Origin of the sequence: Psychrobacter sp. BI730, assembly GCF_013414195.1 — a bacterium.
Lineage (GTDB): Bacteria > Pseudomonadota > Gammaproteobacteria > Pseudomonadales > Moraxellaceae > Psychrobacter.
Genome location: NZ_JAATTV010000014.1, coordinates 26,261 through 43,775, shown reverse-complemented (window position 1 = coordinate 43,775; position 17,515 = coordinate 26,261). Strand labels below are relative to the sequence as shown.

Sequence of the window (17,515 nt, the reverse complement as noted above, 5' to 3'; positions counted from 1 at the left end):
ATATTCACAGACAGTCAATCTTTAAGCGACAATTATTGTTTTTGTCGCTTAAAGGTTTTTCTTTTATCGTTTTATCAATAGGTAGTAGGCAATGAATCAGAATTCCAAAGACAGACTTATACGCATATTGATAGGATATGTCGGACTTTATCCAACGCTCCTAATCGTATTGACGTTATTGAAGCCTATAACTCAGGGTTTAAGCCTACCGGTGGTGGTGTTAATTGAAACCATCATACTCGTTCCATTGACACAGCTAGTTTCCTTCCCACTAGCAGGCTGGGTCATTGAGCGTCTGAGCAGAAAAAAGTAATCGCTTTTCGCAGCGTTCACTGGTACACCATTCTCTTATTCAAGCTCATCAATCAACTGTTTCATTTCATCAATTTCACGTTTTTGAGCTTTTATAATATCATCAGCAAGCTGTTGCACACGCGGATCTTCAATATCAGCGCGACTACTGGTGAGAATGGCAATCGAGTGATGCGGTATCATCGCCTGCATCCAATCGACTTGATCGACAGTCCCTTGAGATCTAACGCCCCAAATACCAACTACAAACATCAATACACTTAGACCATAGATCATCAAATTGACCTTGGTCTTCTTATACATATCGGTCATAAATGCCAACATGACGACTGCCATACCGGCACCCATGTATAGCGCCATATAAGCTCGGGTTTCACTAAAGTAAATGTGATCCCACTGGTAGGTATTGAAGTACATCATGATATACATGATGACAGTCGATGTCAGAATCATTAAGGTAAATTTTACATAAGGGTTCATCTTTTTTTGCTTAGCAGCTTCCATGATATGACCTCCATTGTTTTGTTAAATTAAAATGGGTAGACAGTTAAAACCAGAATTTAACCCCCGCAGTCAAACTACTGCTATCAACTGATTCATTTTCTTGACGTCGTTGGCCACGAGCCTTGCCAAGCGCTGTCTCATAACTAACACCTACATAAGGAGCTAGCTGGCGACTGAATGTCTCGTAAGTCAGCCTGACCTCAGTTTCCATCTCATTAAAGCCTTTGGTAATACCATTATCATGGTCATCTTTACTAAAGGCAGTCAGTCCAACCTCCGGTATGACTACCCAATGCTGATCCAAACGCCATTCGTACTCTGCGCCCAGATCAAGACGAAGTTGACCATCGGTATATAAGTAGGCTCTCGCATCCGTTTCTATAAAATAAGGCGCGGTACCGACAATACCTGCCATTACGGCAGCGTTGTCGTTTTCAGTATCGTAAGCGACACCAGCTTCACCATTCCAAAAAATACTTAGTGGTTTCCAATAGGCAAGGGAGCTTAAGCTATCGATTTCTTTATCATCTTTAGTCTGAGCACTACCTTCCGTGCGTAGTCTTATACGATTGCTATCAGTACCATACCAACCCGTCGCCTCAAAGTTGATTTGGTCTTCATCAAACTGATAGCCCAAGTCGTCTACTGACACTCCCCATAATGGCATGCTGCCCATCATCATTGGCTTACCATACTGTCCGTAGGGAACCCCATTTGAATAGTCTGGACTGCGAGCATCAGCTGGTGGCTGCCCACCTTGCATGCCCGACATATCCATACCAGACATATCCATGCCGCTATGGTTCATATCAGACATATCACCCGACATATCCATGCCGCTATGGTTCATATCAGACATATCACTCGACATATCCATGCCGCTATGATCCATACCAGACATATCAGCAGCCGTTGCAAACGATGATGTGAGCAAGACTAGCGATGACAAACCAATGAATGACAGATTTTTCTTAGATATTTTCATAATAAGCCTCATATTCGAAGGTTTGTTAAACGACGGCAACTTCTCTAAACATGCCAGCTTCCATGTGATAAAGCAGATGGCAATGCCACGCCCATCGTCCAAACTCTCCTGTCACATCAAAGCTAATCTTTTGCGCAGGCTGTACCACAATCGTATGTTTACGTACCTGAAAGTCTCCAGATGGCGTGCGCAAGTCGCTCCACATACCATGCAGGTGCATAGGATGGTTCATCATCGTGTCATTAACTAAGGTGATACGCACGCGTTCGTTAGGTTTAATATTGACAGGCTTTGCATCCTTAAACATGACACCATCTAACGCCCAAATATAGCGCTCCATGTTACCCGTTAAATGTAGCTCGATCTCTCGGGTAGGCTTACGCTGCTCTGCAAATATGGCCTCATCGACAGAGTGCAGCTGACTATAATTCAGCACGTCACGATTGATATTACGCAGGTTAATACCGGGATCATCTAGGTTCATACGTGGACTGTCGACACGCATATCAGATTTAAAGTCATACTCGGTCTTAGCATGCTTTGCTTTGTAGCCTTTATCACCCATCGCACCCATCATATCGGCCATGGTCAACCATTCGATCTTGTCCATAGCCGGTATGGCAGCTCGCGCACCTTTTTTGGTCGCAAGCGTGGTCGCAACATAGCCTGAACGATCGATATTTTGGGCAAATATCGTATGTGCGTCTTGAGTAGGCGTGACGATGACATCATAGGTCTCAGCCACGCCAATGCGGAAATCATCAATCGCAACGGGTGCGACATCAATACCATCTGTTGCTACCACAGTTATCTTGAGACCCGGTATACGCACATCAAAAATGGTTTGCGCTGAAGCATTGATAAAGCGTAATTTAACGGGCTGTCCTGCTTTTACTAGTTGTGTCCAATTAGCCGCTGTGGTTTTACCATTCATTAGATAGGTAAAGGTCTTTTCGCCAGATAAATCAGTAAAATCCGTCGGCATCATGCGCATCTGATTCCACATTTTGCGCTTGTCATAAGCGGCTTCTAGATCGGTTGCTGCGATATCAGACAATAGCTTTTTGAAATCCGGCAAATGATAGTTATCAAAGTCAGCGCGCTGTTTGAGCAACTTCAAGAGATTGTGCGGATCGCGGTGTGTCCAATCACTCAGCACGATTACATGGTCTTCTTCGATAGGATGACGCTCACGGCCTTTGGGTTCAATGACGATAGCACCAAGCATACCGGTTTGCTCTTGAAAACCACTATGAGAGTGATACCAATAAGTGCCTGATTGTTTAAGTTTGAATTTATAAGTAAAGGTGCTGTTCGCGGGAATGCCATCGAAACTGATACCTGGTACCCCATCCATCTCAAAAGGTACGAGCAAGCCATGCCAATGAATAGAGGTTGACTCATTCATTTGGTTATGAACACGGATAGTTACTGTATCGCCTTCTTGCATCTTTAGCGTTGGTGCTGGCAATGAGTCATTAATCAGTGTTGCCATACTCGACTTGCCATTGACAGTAACGGGCTTCTTGCTGACATACAGGTCAAACTCATTACCGGTTAGGATAGGTACGATATGGTCAGATTTATCACTGTTGATGGCTACATTCTGCTGGCCTTTACCGAGCGCACTATTGGCAATAGACGGTAGGGTGGACAGCATGGATGCCCCTAACAAGGTAGAAGATCCTGTCAAAAAACGCCTGCGGTTAAGCATAGTTTTGTTCATAATTATTCACCTGATTTATATCCATAAAGTGAGAGTTGAGTCTATATGTTTATCAGCCAAGCCTATGTCTTTGGCCGCTTATTAACAGAGCTGAATAAGCTATTTAAACGACAACCAAGCTAGATTTGCTGCTGCGGTGTGTCAATAATTGCATAAATAGCTGTTGAGCCATCTTTGTTAAGCTGCATCACTTTATATGGCATAGATTTATCTTGGTATTCCATACCTGGGCTACCGACTGGCATGCTCGGTACAGCAAGTCCGATCGCATCACTTGGCGGGTTTTTTAGGAACTGCGCCATATACTTTGCAGGGACATGACCTTCGAATACGTAGCCATCAGTAGTGACGGTGGTATGGCAAGAGCGCATTTGCTGCGGTACGCTGTATCGCTCTTTAAACAAGGACACGTCTTCGACATTCTGTGCAGTTGCGTTTAAACCATGACCTTCGGCATAACCGACCCATTCTTTGCAGCAGCCACAATTGGCATCTTTATAGACGGTGGCTGAGATATTTTTTAGGATAGTTGATTGGGTATCTGAAGGAGCGCTGACTGGCATTATTTCAGCTGTTGGTTGCTCCGTGTGCGTAGCAACAGTTGGCTCAGTCGCTGGTGTTGAGTCAGCAGCAGCGGAGTTAGGTTGACTACAAGCGGCAATCGTTAACGATAACGACAATACCACGATCGCCGAGAGCACACGGCCAGATATCAGATTATGTTCATTAATAAATCTATTAGTATAGCGTCTCATAAAACCACTCCCGAGCGTCTGTCTGACGATTAAATATTATAAAAATTAGAGCCACATCACTGGATAAAATAGCACTGGACAAAATAGTGCTAGCAAAGCTTAAAACTCAAATCGCAAAAAGCAGCACTATTGAGCACTGCATTTTGTACAAAAAATCAATGTTGCATGCCGGATCCATCACCTGACATATCCATCTCACCATCAAATGACATATCCAACATACTATCGTCTAACCGAGTCGTTAGCATGGTGTACTGGTTTTCATTTAAGTCAGGTAACGATCTAATAAAAGCAACCATCGCCCATATTCTGTCATCATCGTGAGTAGCGCCCCAAGCGGGCATGCCAGACGCCATAATGCCATGTTTAATCGCCCAAAAGCTTTGTCTGGCACCAGCCTCGTTTTGATAGCGCTTAACGATATCCGCCTCAGTAAAGTTAGTAGGCTTTGGGTACATACCGCTATTTAAATCTGTGCTGTTGACGCCAGGAGACAAATGACAGCCAGCACACATATCTTTGTAATCTGCACCGCCCGAGCTGATCATTTCTGCCTTCTTTAAATTGGGAACCAAAATATTCTTACTGGCATGTTCAATTGAGCGTGTGCGGGCAGTTTCTAAAAAATTGTAAACCAGCGGACTATGAGCTCGATCAGCACCGATATTTATCATGCCGCTAGTCACCGTAATAAAAATACCCGTAATAGCGACAAAGACAGTAAACAGTATTCCTAGTAAAAACTTCATAGGTTTGTCCTAAAAATCCATTTTCTTTAATATTCCATTACTGCTTGATCAGCTTCTCTGACAATATAGTCAAGTCTATATAAATCCGCTACAGCGTCATCCTCGCTAAGCATACTAATGTATAACTTGCACTCGGTTTCCTTGTATTGAAATTATATTGAACTGACTATAGTATTGAACTTATAAATTGATATTTAAGAGTCGCTATCGCTGCTCACACAGTGCTTTTGGTACATCGCTTTCATTTTGCTCATGTTAGCCATCATGGCTTTCATAGCAGGATCATTCATATCCATTTTGCTATGATCCATTTTTTGCATCATCTGCATATGCTTTTGCATTTTCTCACAGTTCATTTGGTCTTTTTCAGCGTGCATTTTGGGATCGTGTGCCAACGCAGAGGTTGAAACAACTAAGGCTATAGCAGTTGCTACGATTGATTTAGAAAGTGGCATTGATTTGAGCAGTGGCATTGGTTTGAATAATGACATGGTAAATCCTTATTTAAATTGGTATGTAGTCGAAAAGACTTTAAGATATTAAGTTACTTTAAAGCATACTTTAGTGATTCTGACAGAGAGATGACGGTAAGATTACAATTCTGTCATCTTGAGATTTTTTGATGTTCAAAGTGGGGTTATGCTTTACTATGCTAGGTAAGCGTGAAAGGTATATGGGAAGCTATTATGAAAGTGCTGCTGGTAGAAGATGAATTGAAGCTTGGTGAGTATATAAAAAAAGGCTTAACCGAAGCTGGGTTTATCGTGGATCATCAGCTAACAGGACTAGATGGCTACCATGCATTGATGACGGAAGAATTTAGCGTGATATTGATGGATGTGATGCTACCTGACGTTAGTGGCTTTGAGCTGGTGCGTAATTACCGAGCGGCTGGCAAGCATACACCTGTGTTATTTCTAACCGCAAAAGATGACTTGAGTGACAAGATAAAAGGGATTGAGATTGGTGGTGATGATTATTTGACCAAGCCTTTTGCCTTTGCAGAATTGATCGTCAGGATGAAAAGCTTATTACGACGTGCCAATCAAGCCGACTATCAAAGTACGATTATGCAAATAGCGGATCTCAAGATGGACATTGGTAAGCGCACGGTGCATAGAGGAGATAAGCCTATTAAGCTCACGGCAAAAGAGTTTTCCTTACTACAGTTTTTATTAGAACGCCGCGGTGAAGTGCTTCCACGCTCAATCATCGCTTCCCAAGTATGGGATATGAACTTTGAAAATGATACCAATGTGATTGATGTGGCGATAAGGCGTCTTCGTATAAAAATAGACGATGATCATGACGCAAAGCTGATTCATACGGTGCGCGGGATGGGCTATCGGTTAGAAGCTGTCGATACGGCGCTTGATAGTAAACCATCTCACGAAGCTGGCAATGTCTAATATGAAATATAGGTTTGATAATCGGCGTTTACCACTATTATGGCGTACTGTGCTATTGCTCACAATATTTGTTGTTATATCGCAGGTTATTATTTATATATGGATACAGCGTTCTGTTAAAGGCCATTTCGAGCAAATGGACGCTGAGATTATGACCCATGCGGCTTTTAACCTACGTAAGCGAGTGGTAGAACCTAGTAGCCTTATAACTTCCCAAACCCTACCAAGCTCTCAATATCCATTGAATAGTCAACAGCTGCTAAGAGCGGCACCTGACGTAATGCCTGATGGAGATACTTCTACCGCAGTGATATCAGATGAAACTGATCATCAGCATTCTTCTTGGCTAGATTACGATCTAAAAACCATTATCGCTAATAAAGAGGGGCAGATACTGTCTAGTACACCCAATAACTTTGCTCAAGAGCTAGGGGAAGGGTTTAATCTGTCATCACTGAAACAAGATAATGATAAGCAACAGTTTGTGATGAATATCAACAGCCGATACTATCGAGCAATGGTCATTGAAGATGACAAAATGCTTGCGCTTATCGCATTGCCTATAGATGTACATCATCAGTATTTATTACAGTTCAATCGTCAGCTTAGTATGATTTTGTTCGCGATTACCTTGTTGCTCATATCAGTAGCGGCATTGGGTGTGTACTGGGGTTTTGCACCTTTGGCGACCATCGTCCAAAAAATGAAAACAATGAATCCTGACAGATTGGATGACAGAGTCACGGTCAGCGATATGCCGTTAGAGCTGCGACCATTAGCAGAATCTTACAACTCAATGATGGCCAAGCTTGAAAGTAATTTTGAATCATTGTCACGGTTTTCAGACAATATCGCCCATGAGCTGCGCACTCCAATAGCGACACTCAGCACGCAAACGCAAGTCATGTTAAACAAACCGAGAGCGGGTGATGAATACATTGAGCAGCTACACCATCAACATGACACGTTAGAGCAGCTGTCGGCCATGATAAATAATATGTTGCTGCTGGCAAAAACCCAAAAAGGATTGAGTGACTCGCAAATCAGTCATGTGGATACGGACAGTTTAATCACCAAGCTCGTTGATTACTACGAAATGATTGCAGAAGACCGAGGTATCGCTATTGAAACCAAAGGTGATTTCAGCGCTGTCTTAGGGGATAAAAGTTTATTACAAAGGCTCTTTGCTAATCTGATATCGAATGCGGTTTATTATGCTGCTCAAGATAGCGTTATAACCATTAGTGCAGATAGAGTAATCTCAGATGAGATAGTGGGCACAACGATAACCAGTTTTCAGCAATCAAAACAAGCCGTTTTACGAATGACCATCACCAACCAATTAGATGAGCCGTTGACACAAAGTGAGGCAGATAAGTTGTTTGAGCGCTTTTATCGACATCACAAAACAATAGATCGCCATACAGGAACAGGTTTGGTTCTATCTATCGTACAGTCTATCGTTGGGGCGCATAACGGTAACGTCAGTATTACTATAAAGGACGATGATTGCTTTCAAGTGAGTGTCGAGTTATTGGCGGAGGTTTAATCTTTTAGTAGGGCGTGTCCTCATTTTAAAAATGGTGATAAAAATGAGATAAATCGCAGTCAAACAAGGAAAATAGCTGACTAATATCGAGATATTAGTCAGCTATTTGACACCGTTTGGCAAGATTTAGCCATTTTTAACTCATTTAGATGACTGTCGATTGAATTGAGGACACGCCCTAGTCAACGATAGATATTCAATCTGAATAGATAAATTTGATAGATGGTTGCCTTGAAAACGAGCTGGTAATGACCAAGTAAATGTATGTCTAGTGCCCAATATAAAGCTAGAGATTATTACAAGGCAATAGGTAGAACAGTAAGTCGATAACGAACATAATACTTAAAACACAATCATAAAAATCAATTAGGGAATGACTATGCATATCACAGCTAATTTTGATGCAGGCAACATTGACATTATTAATGCAGATGACAAAAAAGACATTCAATTAGCGATTCGTCCAGATGTTGGCGGCGAGTTTTTTCAGTGGTTTAACTTTCGTTTGTCAGGTCAAATAGGGGAGCAGTATGTTCTCAATATTCTGAATGCAGGAGAGGCCTCTTATCTAGCAGGGTGGGAGAACTACCAAGCGGTGGCTTCTTATAATCGTCAGCATTGGTTCCGTCTGCCAACCTCTTATAAAGATGGCAAATTGACCATCGTGGCAGAGTTAGAATGTGAAACCATTCAAATTGCGTACTTTGCCCCTTACAGCTATGAGCGTCATCAAGATTTATTGGCTGCCGTGCAAGTGCATCCGCTAGTGACGTTAGAGCATCTAGGCGAAACGCTTGATAAACGTGACTTGACCCTAGTCAAAATCGGGGACGGCGCTGCTCACAAGCGCAATATATGGATTACTGCTCGTCAGCATCCAGGTGAGACGATGGCTGAATGGCTGATCGAGGGTTTGTTGTATAGCTTGTTAGATAGCGATAATGCGACTGGCAAACAGTTGTTAGACAAGGCAAACTTTTATATTGTCCCTAATATGAACCCTGATGGCAGTGTACGTGGTCACTTGCGTACTAACGCTGCCGGAACCAATTTAAACCGTGAATGGCAAAGTCCAAGCTTAGACAAAAGCCCTGAAGTATTTCATGTGATTAATAAAATGGAAGCGACAGGCGTGGATCTATTTTATGATGTGCATGGCGATGAAGCATTGCCGTATGTATTCTTAGCTGGCTCACAAGGGACGCCAAGCTACAGTGACCGTCTCGCTGTACTACGTGATAAATTTTCAGAGGTATTAAAGTTAGCCAGTGCTGATTTTCAGTCTGAGATTGGCTATGAGATTGATGCACCAGGTGCTGCCAATATGACCGTTGCCACCAATTGGGTAGCAGAGCGTTTTGATTGTCTTGCTAATACGTTAGAGATGCCATTCAAAGACAATGATAATCTACCCGATGAAGAGATGGGTTGGTCACCCGAGCGTTCTATCAAATTAGGCGAAGCATCACTGGTAGCAATGCTAGCTGTCGTGGATGACTTACGATAACTATAGAAAAAAAGCTGCAGAAAATAAAAAGCTGCTAATGATGGCCGAGTGTTTTAGTGGTCATCGTTAGCAGCTTCTTTTCATTTTCATTTTCACATTCGCCAATAACAGCCCTGATAAGATCAACATCATGGCCAGCATCTTCCACCACGTCACCACTTCTCCTGTGAGTAGTACTGAGGTCACCATACCGAATACGGGCACTAATAGCGCAAACGGCATAACTTTGGAGGCGGTATTTTGACTGAGTAAGTGTGCCCACAGGCCAAAGCCAATTAAGGTTGAGATATAGACGATAAACCCAAGTGAGAGCCAAGACTTGAGTGATGCTTCAGTAAACGTCTCCAGCTGCCATGCATCAGTCTCAAATATAAGATATCGTTAACATCACGCAAGCAATGAGACCGCCCCAGACTACCAGCGCTAGCGCAGACAGAGCAGAGGCTTTATTTTTTCCAGTGCTAGATGTAGCAACAGATACCCTTGTTCCTTGCTGCGTCGCCTTTAGAGCCATTTGCTCTGATGCTTTTTCTAACACTTTTTCTGAAGCCTGTTTTGATGCTTGCTTGGATGCAATATTACCAAAGCTCCAACCGATGGCCGCAATCAAAATACAGATGAACCCTGCCAAAGGCATATCACCGCCAAGGTTTAACGCAATCACGCTGAGTCCTAGTACACCGACCAACATACCGACGATTTGCATACGGCTGACTGCTTCGCCCAATATAAAGTATGCTAGCAATACCGTGATAAAAATCTGAATTTGTAGCAGTAGTGCCGTCAGCCCCGGGGATGAACCCAGATGCATCGCTGTAAAGACAAAGGCATACTGCATGACAAATGTACCGATGGCATAAATAAACAGGGTACGGTTGAGTTTAGGCGGCTTTAGAAACAAAACCAGTGGCACAGCAGTAAAGAAAAAACGCAGGGCGGTAAGCATCAGTGGCGGAAAGCTCTCAAGACCCCACGCAATAAAAGTAAAATTTACGCCCCAGATAAAGGTAACCAGTACAGCCAATGCAGTATATATAGGGGATATATGAGCTATCCTAGAGGGTTATTATCCGTTGTCGGAAGTGATTAGATTTGATTGTGTTTGGCTGATATTTAGACTTAGAGTTATAGTCGAAAGGTCACTATATAATAGGACGGTACTAGCACTATAGTCGATTCAATTTAAAAGTAGTACAAGGCAACCGAGTATAGATGTACATTTGATACTTCAAGCGAGGTTAACGCTGTAATACTTTTATAATAGTGGAATGAATATATAAATTTCTGATTGGTCAGTCTAACGATTGAGCCAATACCTCGAAAACTTTTGAATGACTCATTTGCGCCACATTGAACCGCATAAAGTTCTCAGCATTGTCCGATTGGCTAAAAACATTACCCGGCGCCAATACCACACCCTGTGATAAGCAGCGATTGGCCAATTCGGTCGCATTATTATTCTCAGGTAATCGGCACCATAGGAACATACCTGCTTGTGGGAGCAGCCACGGTACGATGCCTAATTTAGCCAATCGTGGTAGCGTATGAGTACGCGCGCTTGCCAGCCGAGTATGGATATCATTCATATGCTTACGGTAGCCGCTATCAGTCAACGCTGAGAACACAACTGCCGCTGCTAACTGACTGCCACCAAAGCCAGTCGCTATCTTTAAATCTACCAAACTCTCAACCCATTCTGTAGGCGCTGCAATATAACCACAGCGTAGGGATGCGGATAACGTTTTAGAAAAACTGCCGATATAGAATACGCGTGATAACCCATCCAAAGCCGCCAATCTCGCCGCAGGCTTGACTTCAAAATCTGCAAAAATATCGTCTTCGATGATGTACAAACCAGCAGCCTGAGCCAATTGTAATACACGGTATGCCGTAGCAGGTGATAACGTTGCGCCCGTAGGATTGTGAATGGCAGCATTGGTGATGTACAGGCGCGGCTTATGCTCATCTAAAATCGCTGCAAAGGCCTTTACATCTGGCCCATTTGGCGTATAAGGGACGCCAACTACTTTGACCCGATGGGCAAGCAGCTGTGCTCGAAAGTTAAAATAACAAGGATCATCGACGACAACCGTATCGCCTGGTGTCAGCAAAAATCGAAAAATCAAATCTATCGCTTGAGTGCCGGAATCCGTCAATATGACCTGTGATGGTTCTGCATTGATATTCAATCCTGCCATACGCCGCGTGATTAGTTGACGCAATGCTAACAGTCCTAGCGGCGTTGCATACTCACTGATAATGGACGCGTCAGCTTTTGCTACATTTCGCAAACCACGGCGTATACCTGCCTCAAACAGCCAGTCCGCTGGCAACCAGCCGCAGCCTGGCTTTAGTGCACCATCGGGTGGCTCCAGCGACTGCCGCGATACCCACAATGGATCTACCACTCGATCAATTTTTGGTGCTATATCTGTCAATGATAGCGGCGCTGTCGTCTCTGCCACATAGAACCCTGCACCAGGCCGAGAGTAAATAAAGCCCTCAGTTTGCAGGCGCTCATAGGCTTCAACCACGGTAGATGGCGAGAACCCATAATCTTTGGCAGCGGCACGGACGGAGGGTAGTCGCGACTCTGGCATGTAGATAACGGTCGCTATTTTCTCTTTTATGTCAGCCATGACAATTTCGATACGTGTTAGTTTCTTATTCATATTTTTTACAATTTTTGGTAAGGCGGCTTTTATGAAGGTCTTATCTCAAGGTTACAGCTATGACGATATATGAGTAGGATATCCCAACTGTATGGGTTTTATAGACCAAACAGTTCTGTCTAATTGTACTGTATTATATATAGATAACCTACTGTACTTTTGTTTTAATAATTGAACGTAAACGATGTGGAGGTAGGTGTCATTCTACTGTGAATCACACTAACCTCAGTCAATTCAGCGATTATTATTCAACAAGCAGCGATATATGACCACTAAAAAATATAATAAATATCTGGCCTTTGCCTTATGCGTGATAACGACAAGTGTCAATATCCAAGGCCCACTTTATGCCGTCTATGCACACAATGATGGCTATGGTGTACTAGCAACTACGATAGCGTTTTCCTTTTATGTATTAGGCGTCATACCTGTATTATTAGCTTTCGGTGGGTTGTCGGATCGGATCGGACGACGTAAGGTGATTTTAATCTCTTTGGCACTATCGGTAGCAGCAACGGCTCTTATGTTGTTTTATCCGTACACGCGAGCGCTAGCATTAGCGCGATTCATACTGGGTGTGGGAACAGCTCTAATGGCTGCGACGGCGACTGCCTATATGATTGAGCTGCTCGGCTCAACAGATACGATGCGTGCGACAGCGTGGGTGACGGCCAGTACAACGATAGGTTTTGGTCTTGGCCCTGTATTGACGACAGTTTCTTTGATGTTTTATGAAACCGATCAGCCAGCCAGTTTTTTCTTACTGCTAGCGAGTGGGCTGTTCGCTATGTTTTTGTTATATCAATTACCAGAGACAGCACCTAAACGCACTAATTTGCCCACCTCTATGCTACGGCTACCTTATTTTAACCGTGAGGTCATTTGGTATGGCAGCGGTATTTTGATTTGTTGGGCGACGACAGGATTGGTATTATCAGTTATTCCCTCAGTGCTGGCCACGCATGGACTGGCTAAGTATGCAGGGGTATCCTCTATGTTAGCCATCAGTTGTGGATTGATCGTTCAGCCAATCGCCCGAAAGCTTGACCCTCAAGTTTCAAGCAAGCTTGGTCTTCTGATCTTACTACCGGCTTATGCTTTATTGGCTTGGGGGACGTTGAATGCCAATCTACCAGTGATTCTTTTGGCGGCATTTTTGGCCAGTACTAGTTGCTATGGCTTTGTCTATTTAGGCGGTATGTTAGGAGTCGCAAAATCTGCTGGAAATGAGCAGGCACGTGCAAGTGCAGGCTATTTTCTGATGGCATATATAGGGCTTAGTGTACCCGTCATCTTTACTGGTTTGATTGTGGATCGGTATGGGGCTGCTACTGCATTCTACGCCTTTGGTGTGTTTTCATTAGTTGGTGTGATTGTCTTATTTGCTAGCCAGCCTATATTGAGAATTGGACGTCGTTCGAACGCCAATTTGCATAGCGTGTCTTAAAATAAGATTGATAATGCAATTTTCTATCCATTATCTTTTCAATTTTTCATGATTAGATTACTTGTCCTTTTTGTTATATGAATTTTTTTAGTTTATTTATTATATCTGAAAGGCATGAGTGGTTCTTTGATGTCATTCATATAGCTCATGTATCTGAATATCTACTACTGCCCAATCCATTCTTTCAAAATCTAGATTATCTTTATGTCTAGTACTATCGGTAGGTAGAGAAATGGCTTCGCCATCTTCTATTAATCCTTTTAGATGGAGCATAATCGCTTCTTTAGCATTATTAAAGATATCTGCACGTTCATCGCTGGCTGAATAGCAACCCACTATGTCTGGGATAAATATGCCATAAGCTGTTGTTTCATTACTTGGCGCAATTGCTATGGGATACTGCATTTAACATTCCTCATGAAGTTTGAACCTAAGTATAACTGCAAATCGCTTAGATAATGCTCTACATAACCTCTTAAATATAACTCACTTTCAAAATTATATTGAAAGTGTTTTAGGTGATGGCTACTGTTTGAAGCACAACACTTTCATTACAATGGGTGCTATCACGATGGATAAAATAGAACAGGTATCCAAAACTGAAACGATAATTCAAACAATAAGGGCGGTTTATGACTCTGAATACAACTAAAACAATTTTAATTACTGGCAGCACAGATGGCATTGGCAAATTGGCAGCGCTAAAACTGGCAGAAGCTGGGCACCAAGTATATTTACATGGCCGCGATGCTGACAAGCTTGCCAGCGTCATTGCAGAAGTTCAAGCAGTCGCGACAGGCGCAGCAGTAGATAATATTGATGGGTTTGTGGCTGATTTTTCTGATCTAACGGATGTGCTAAAGATGGCAGAAGACGTCAATGAAAAACTGCCAAAGCTTGATGTTCTCATAAATAACGCAGGGATTTATACTACTTCATCAGCAATGACTAAAGACGGTTTGGATGTACGTTTCGTAGTCAATTACCTAGCGCCTTATGAGCTGACCAATGCTTTATTACCTTTGCTCAAGCAGTCTAATCAAGCGCGTATCGTGAACTTAAGCTCAGCTGCGCAAGCGTCAATATCTTATCAAGCATTTGCAGGCCAGACCCGCCTCGATGATAAGGATACTTATGCCCAAAGTAAGCTAGCACTCACGATATGGAGTATGGCATTAGCAGACACAGTCGCTAGCAACGATATCAATGTCATCGCCGTCAATCCAGGCTCGCTGCTGAACACAAAAATGGTCGATGAGGCTTATGGTCAGTATTGGTCATCAGCGGACAAAGGCGCAAATATCCTAACGGAGTTGGCCATCTCGGATGAGTTCGCTGATGATACTGGTAAATACTTTGATAACGATATAACAGATGGCACACATGGCGATGCAAGAGGGGCATTTGGTCGACCACATGCTGATGCTCTAAACCAAGCAGCCATTGCAGAGCTTGAGCAGCAGACTCAGACAGTATTGCAGTCAATTTTTGCATAAGATGCGTAAGATTTATATTTAGCGGCATTAATAAATTTCGAACAATTAAACCATTACTAGGGCGTGTCTTCATTTCAAAAATGGTGATAAAAATGAGATAAATTACCGTCAAGCGAGGAAAATGGTGCAGATAATATCGGGATATTAACCAGCGATTTGACGATGTTTGGCAAAATTTAGCTATTTTTAGCCCATTTAGATAACTATCGAGTGAATTGAAGACACGCCCTAACTACATTTCCAAATTTTATTATTAAAAACTTTCTTATTAAAACAGGATACAATATTATGCAAACTATCAAAGCCATTGGTTATCAAAACAATCTACCTATCGATAACGAACAATCGCTACAAGACATCACCCTTGATAAGCCAGTTGCTTCAGGCCGCGATATTCTCGTAGAAGTGAAAGCCATATCAGTCAATCCAGTAGATTACAAAATCCGTGAAGGGCGTCCTGCCGCAGAGGGTGAGTATGCTGTTATTGGTTGGGATGCTGCTGGTACTGTGACGGCTGTCGGTGAAGACGTCAGTTTATTCTCAGTAGGCGACAACGTCTATTATGCTGGGGATTTGACCCGTTCAGGCAGCAATGCTGAATATCAGTTGGTCGACGAGCGTATCGTTGGACACATGCCAGCCTCTTTGTCTTTCGCTGAGGCAGCGGCATTACCACTGACGACGATTACGGCTTGGGAGATGTTATTTGACCGTTTACAAGTGCCTGTCTCTGATAGCGCAGCGAATGACAGTGGTAGTAGCGAGAATGCTAATAACGTCTCAGTATTGGTCATTGGCGCAGCGGGCGGCGTTGGATCTATCTTAACTCAGTTATTAAAAACAAGAACGTCTGCCACGATTATTGGTACAGCTTCGAGAGATGAGAGTGTGCAGTGGCTCAAAGACTTGGGTGCTGATCATGTTATCAATCACCGCAACCCATTGTCTGATGAACTACAAAAAACAGGTATTGCTGAAGTAGACTATGCGGTGAGTCTCAATAATACTGAAGACCATTATGAAGAAATCATTAAATGCTTAAAGCCGCAGGGTAAGCTTGGACTGATTGATGATCCAAAATCATTAGATGCCAACCCTCTTAAAACCAAGAGCTTAAGCCTGCATTGGGAATTTATGTTTGCACGCTCAATGTTCAATACGCCAGACATGATTGAACAGCATCATTTATTAAATGCAGTGGCAAAATTGATTGATGCAGGCGAGATCAAAACCACAGTTGCTCACAATCTTGGGGCTATCACCGCTGAACACCTACGTAGTGCGCATCAAATGCTAGAAAAACAGCAAGCGCATGGCAAAATTGTATTAGAAGGCTGGTCTGCATAACGCATAACGCCATTTAGATTAATAGGTCCAATGTGACGCTTTTAGCAGACACGTTGGACCTATTTAAATCAATGATAATAATAAACATAGGATAAATAGATGAGCACGCAAGCAAACAAACCACTTACCATCGTCGCCACTATCAAAGCCAAACCTGAGCACGTTGAACAAGTGAAAACTGAGCTACTTAAACTGACAGCAGCATCACAAGATGATCAAGGTTGTATTCAATATGACTTGCATCAAGAAAATGCAAATAGTAACGGTTTCGTGGTTTATGAAATTTGGGAAAACAACGAGTGTCTTCAGCAACATGTACAAAGCCCGCATTTCCAAAACTATGTACAAATAACAGATGGAATGGTCGATGAATTTATCGTTACTGAAATGACAGTTATCTCATAGGTTTGATCTATATTCTGCTGCTAACAATAAAATGAATGGTTGAAAGTCATGACTGATAAGATTGGCTTTTATACTTCAAAACAGTAGCTATTGATTTATACGCTATTTATTTGCTATTGATCGATGATTATTCTTGAGCAACGTTCAAAACGATTTTACCGATATGTTTCTTTTCTAAGAAAACCGCTTGAGCAGTATGTATCTCTTTTAATGGAAAGGTACACGCCACGATTGGATTTATTTTACGTTGTTCGATACAGTTAACGAGGTTTTGGAATACTTCAGGCTGTAGTACGGAACAGCCGTAAAAGGTTAAGTCTTTTAAATAAAGTGTTCTAATATCTAGCTCAACCAGCGCGCCTCCAATCGGCCCAGATACAGCGTATCTGCCTCTTGGTTTCAGTAATTGTAAAAACTCAGGCCACTGTTTTCCTGCGACCAAATCAATCACTACATCAAGGCAGTTTTCGCCTAAATTTTTGACCAAGTCGTCATCGCGCGATATCACTTGATCCGCTCCCAACTCTAGCAACTGTTGATTTTTACTGGGACTGGTGATGGTGATGGCAATAACATAAGCACCGCGCGCTTTCGCCAGCTGGACTGCTGAGCCGACCCCGCCTGAAGCACCTGATATTAGTACCTTATCACC

Annotated in this window: 19 protein-coding genes; 8 read left to right on the top strand and 11 right to left on the bottom strand. The window is 42.7% G+C overall.

The genetic code is table 11. The features are described 5' to 3' along the window. Nucleotides 1-91: 91 nt before the first annotated feature. Complete coding sequence (locus HCZ91_RS10910) at nt 92-313, top strand: hypothetical protein (protein WP_179799402.1); 222 nt, start codon at nt 92-94, stop codon at nt 311-313. 35 nt (nt 314-348) lie between these two features. Here HCZ91_RS10910 and HCZ91_RS10905 read toward each other — a convergent pair whose 3' ends face one another. The 6 genes from HCZ91_RS10905 to HCZ91_RS10880 all read right to left on the bottom strand — a co-directional run bounded on the left by HCZ91_RS10905 (nt 349) and on the right by HCZ91_RS10880 (nt 5,522). Continuing rightward, the gene (locus HCZ91_RS10905) at nt 349-816 is read right to left on the bottom strand and encodes a DUF305 domain-containing protein (RefSeq protein ID WP_257020049.1); all 468 of its coding nucleotides are present in this window, start codon (nt 814-816) and stop codon (nt 349-351) included. A gap of 43 nt (nt 817-859) precedes the next feature. Further along, the gene (locus tag HCZ91_RS10900) at nt 860-1,801 is read right to left on the bottom strand and encodes a copper resistance protein B (RefSeq protein WP_179799401.1); all 942 of its coding nucleotides are present in this window, start codon (nt 1,799-1,801) and stop codon (nt 860-862) included. A 25-nt stretch (nt 1,802-1,826) separates the two neighbouring features. After that, complete coding sequence (locus tag HCZ91_RS10895; RefSeq protein ID WP_218870164.1) at nt 1,827-3,527, bottom strand: copper resistance system multicopper oxidase; 1,701 nt, start codon at nt 3,525-3,527, stop codon at nt 1,827-1,829. Between the two features lie 119 nt (nt 3,528-3,646). Continuing rightward, complete coding sequence (locus tag HCZ91_RS10890; protein WP_179799400.1) at nt 3,647-4,282, bottom strand: DUF411 domain-containing protein; 636 nt, start codon at nt 4,280-4,282, stop codon at nt 3,647-3,649. Between the two features lie 155 nt (nt 4,283-4,437). Continuing rightward, complete coding sequence (locus HCZ91_RS10885; RefSeq protein ID WP_179799399.1) at nt 4,438-5,031, bottom strand: cytochrome c; 594 nt, start codon at nt 5,029-5,031, stop codon at nt 4,438-4,440. Nucleotides 5,032-5,225: 194 nt separating this feature from the next. Continuing rightward, nucleotides 5,226-5,522 (bottom strand): hypothetical protein, encoded by a 297-nt coding sequence (locus tag HCZ91_RS10880; RefSeq protein ID WP_227522875.1) that lies wholly within the window; start codon nt 5,520-5,522, stop codon nt 5,226-5,228. Between the two features lie 195 nt (nt 5,523-5,717). Here HCZ91_RS10880 and HCZ91_RS10875 point away from each other — a divergent pair, with 195 nt between their 5' ends. The 3 genes from HCZ91_RS10875 to HCZ91_RS10865 all read left to right on the top strand — a co-directional run bounded on the left by HCZ91_RS10875 (nt 5,718) and on the right by HCZ91_RS10865 (nt 9,496). Continuing rightward, nucleotides 5,718-6,440, top strand: a complete 723-nt coding sequence (locus HCZ91_RS10875) for a heavy metal response regulator transcription factor (RefSeq protein WP_057760064.1) — start codon at nt 5,718-5,720, stop codon at nt 6,438-6,440. Between the two features lies 1 nt (nt 6,441). After that, entirely contained in the window at nt 6,442-7,989 is a 1,548-nt protein-coding gene (locus HCZ91_RS10870; protein WP_179799398.1) for an ATP-binding protein, read from the top strand. A gap of 379 nt (nt 7,990-8,368) precedes the next feature. Then, nucleotides 8,369-9,496, top strand: a complete 1,128-nt coding sequence (locus tag HCZ91_RS10865; protein ID WP_179799397.1) for a carboxypeptidase family protein — start codon at nt 8,369-8,371, stop codon at nt 9,494-9,496. A gap of 66 nt (nt 9,497-9,562) precedes the next feature. Here the strand turns inward: HCZ91_RS10865 and HCZ91_RS13995 are convergent, their stop codons facing one another. The 3 genes from HCZ91_RS13995 to HCZ91_RS10855 all read right to left on the bottom strand — a co-directional run bounded on the left by HCZ91_RS13995 (nt 9,563) and on the right by HCZ91_RS10855 (nt 12,168). Beyond that, nucleotides 9,563-9,784, bottom strand: a complete 222-nt coding sequence (locus HCZ91_RS13995; RefSeq protein WP_346342193.1) for an EamA family transporter — start codon at nt 9,782-9,784, stop codon at nt 9,563-9,565. Between the two features lie 76 nt (nt 9,785-9,860). After that, on the bottom strand, nt 9,861-10,520 hold the full coding sequence (locus tag HCZ91_RS10860) for an EamA family transporter (protein WP_257020048.1): 660 nt from the start codon (nt 10,518-10,520) through the stop codon (nt 9,861-9,863). Nucleotides 10,521-10,788: 268 nt separating this feature from the next. Beyond that, nucleotides 10,789-12,168 carry a PLP-dependent aminotransferase family protein gene (locus tag HCZ91_RS10855; protein ID WP_179799396.1) on the bottom strand — a complete coding sequence of 460 codons (1,380 nt, stop codon included), beginning with the start codon at nt 12,166-12,168 and terminating at the stop codon, nt 10,789-10,791. Between the two features lie 265 nt (nt 12,169-12,433). On the opposite strand from HCZ91_RS10855, the gene HCZ91_RS10850 reads away from it, so the two are divergent. Further along, nucleotides 12,434-13,615 (top strand): MFS transporter, encoded by a 1,182-nt coding sequence (locus HCZ91_RS10850; RefSeq protein ID WP_179799395.1) that lies wholly within the window; start codon nt 12,434-12,436, stop codon nt 13,613-13,615. A 132-nt stretch (nt 13,616-13,747) separates the two neighbouring features. Here HCZ91_RS10850 and HCZ91_RS10845 read toward each other — a convergent pair whose 3' ends face one another. Next, complete coding sequence (locus HCZ91_RS10845) at nt 13,748-14,020, bottom strand: type II toxin-antitoxin system HicB family antitoxin (RefSeq protein ID WP_179799394.1); 273 nt, start codon at nt 14,018-14,020, stop codon at nt 13,748-13,750. A gap of 227 nt (nt 14,021-14,247) precedes the next feature. Here HCZ91_RS10845 and HCZ91_RS10840 point away from each other — a divergent pair, with 227 nt between their 5' ends. From HCZ91_RS10840 to HCZ91_RS10830, 3 genes are all read left to right on the top strand, one after another. Then, the gene (locus tag HCZ91_RS10840; RefSeq protein ID WP_179799393.1) at nt 14,248-15,111 is read left to right on the top strand and encodes an SDR family NAD(P)-dependent oxidoreductase; all 864 of its coding nucleotides are present in this window, start codon (nt 14,248-14,250) and stop codon (nt 15,109-15,111) included. A 297-nt stretch (nt 15,112-15,408) separates the two neighbouring features. Then, nucleotides 15,409-16,458, top strand: a complete 1,050-nt coding sequence (locus tag HCZ91_RS10835; RefSeq protein ID WP_179799455.1) for a zinc-binding alcohol dehydrogenase family protein — start codon at nt 15,409-15,411, stop codon at nt 16,456-16,458. 99 nt (nt 16,459-16,557) lie between these two features. After that, complete coding sequence (locus tag HCZ91_RS10830) at nt 16,558-16,863, top strand: putative quinol monooxygenase (RefSeq protein WP_102090668.1); 306 nt, start codon at nt 16,558-16,560, stop codon at nt 16,861-16,863. Nucleotides 16,864-16,990: 127 nt separating this feature from the next. Here HCZ91_RS10830 and HCZ91_RS10825 read toward each other — a convergent pair whose 3' ends face one another. Further along, on the bottom strand, nt 16,991-17,461 hold the full coding sequence (locus HCZ91_RS10825) for a zinc-binding dehydrogenase (protein ID WP_257020051.1): 471 nt from the start codon (nt 17,459-17,461) through the stop codon (nt 16,991-16,993). Nucleotides 17,462-17,515: the final 54 nt, after the last annotated feature.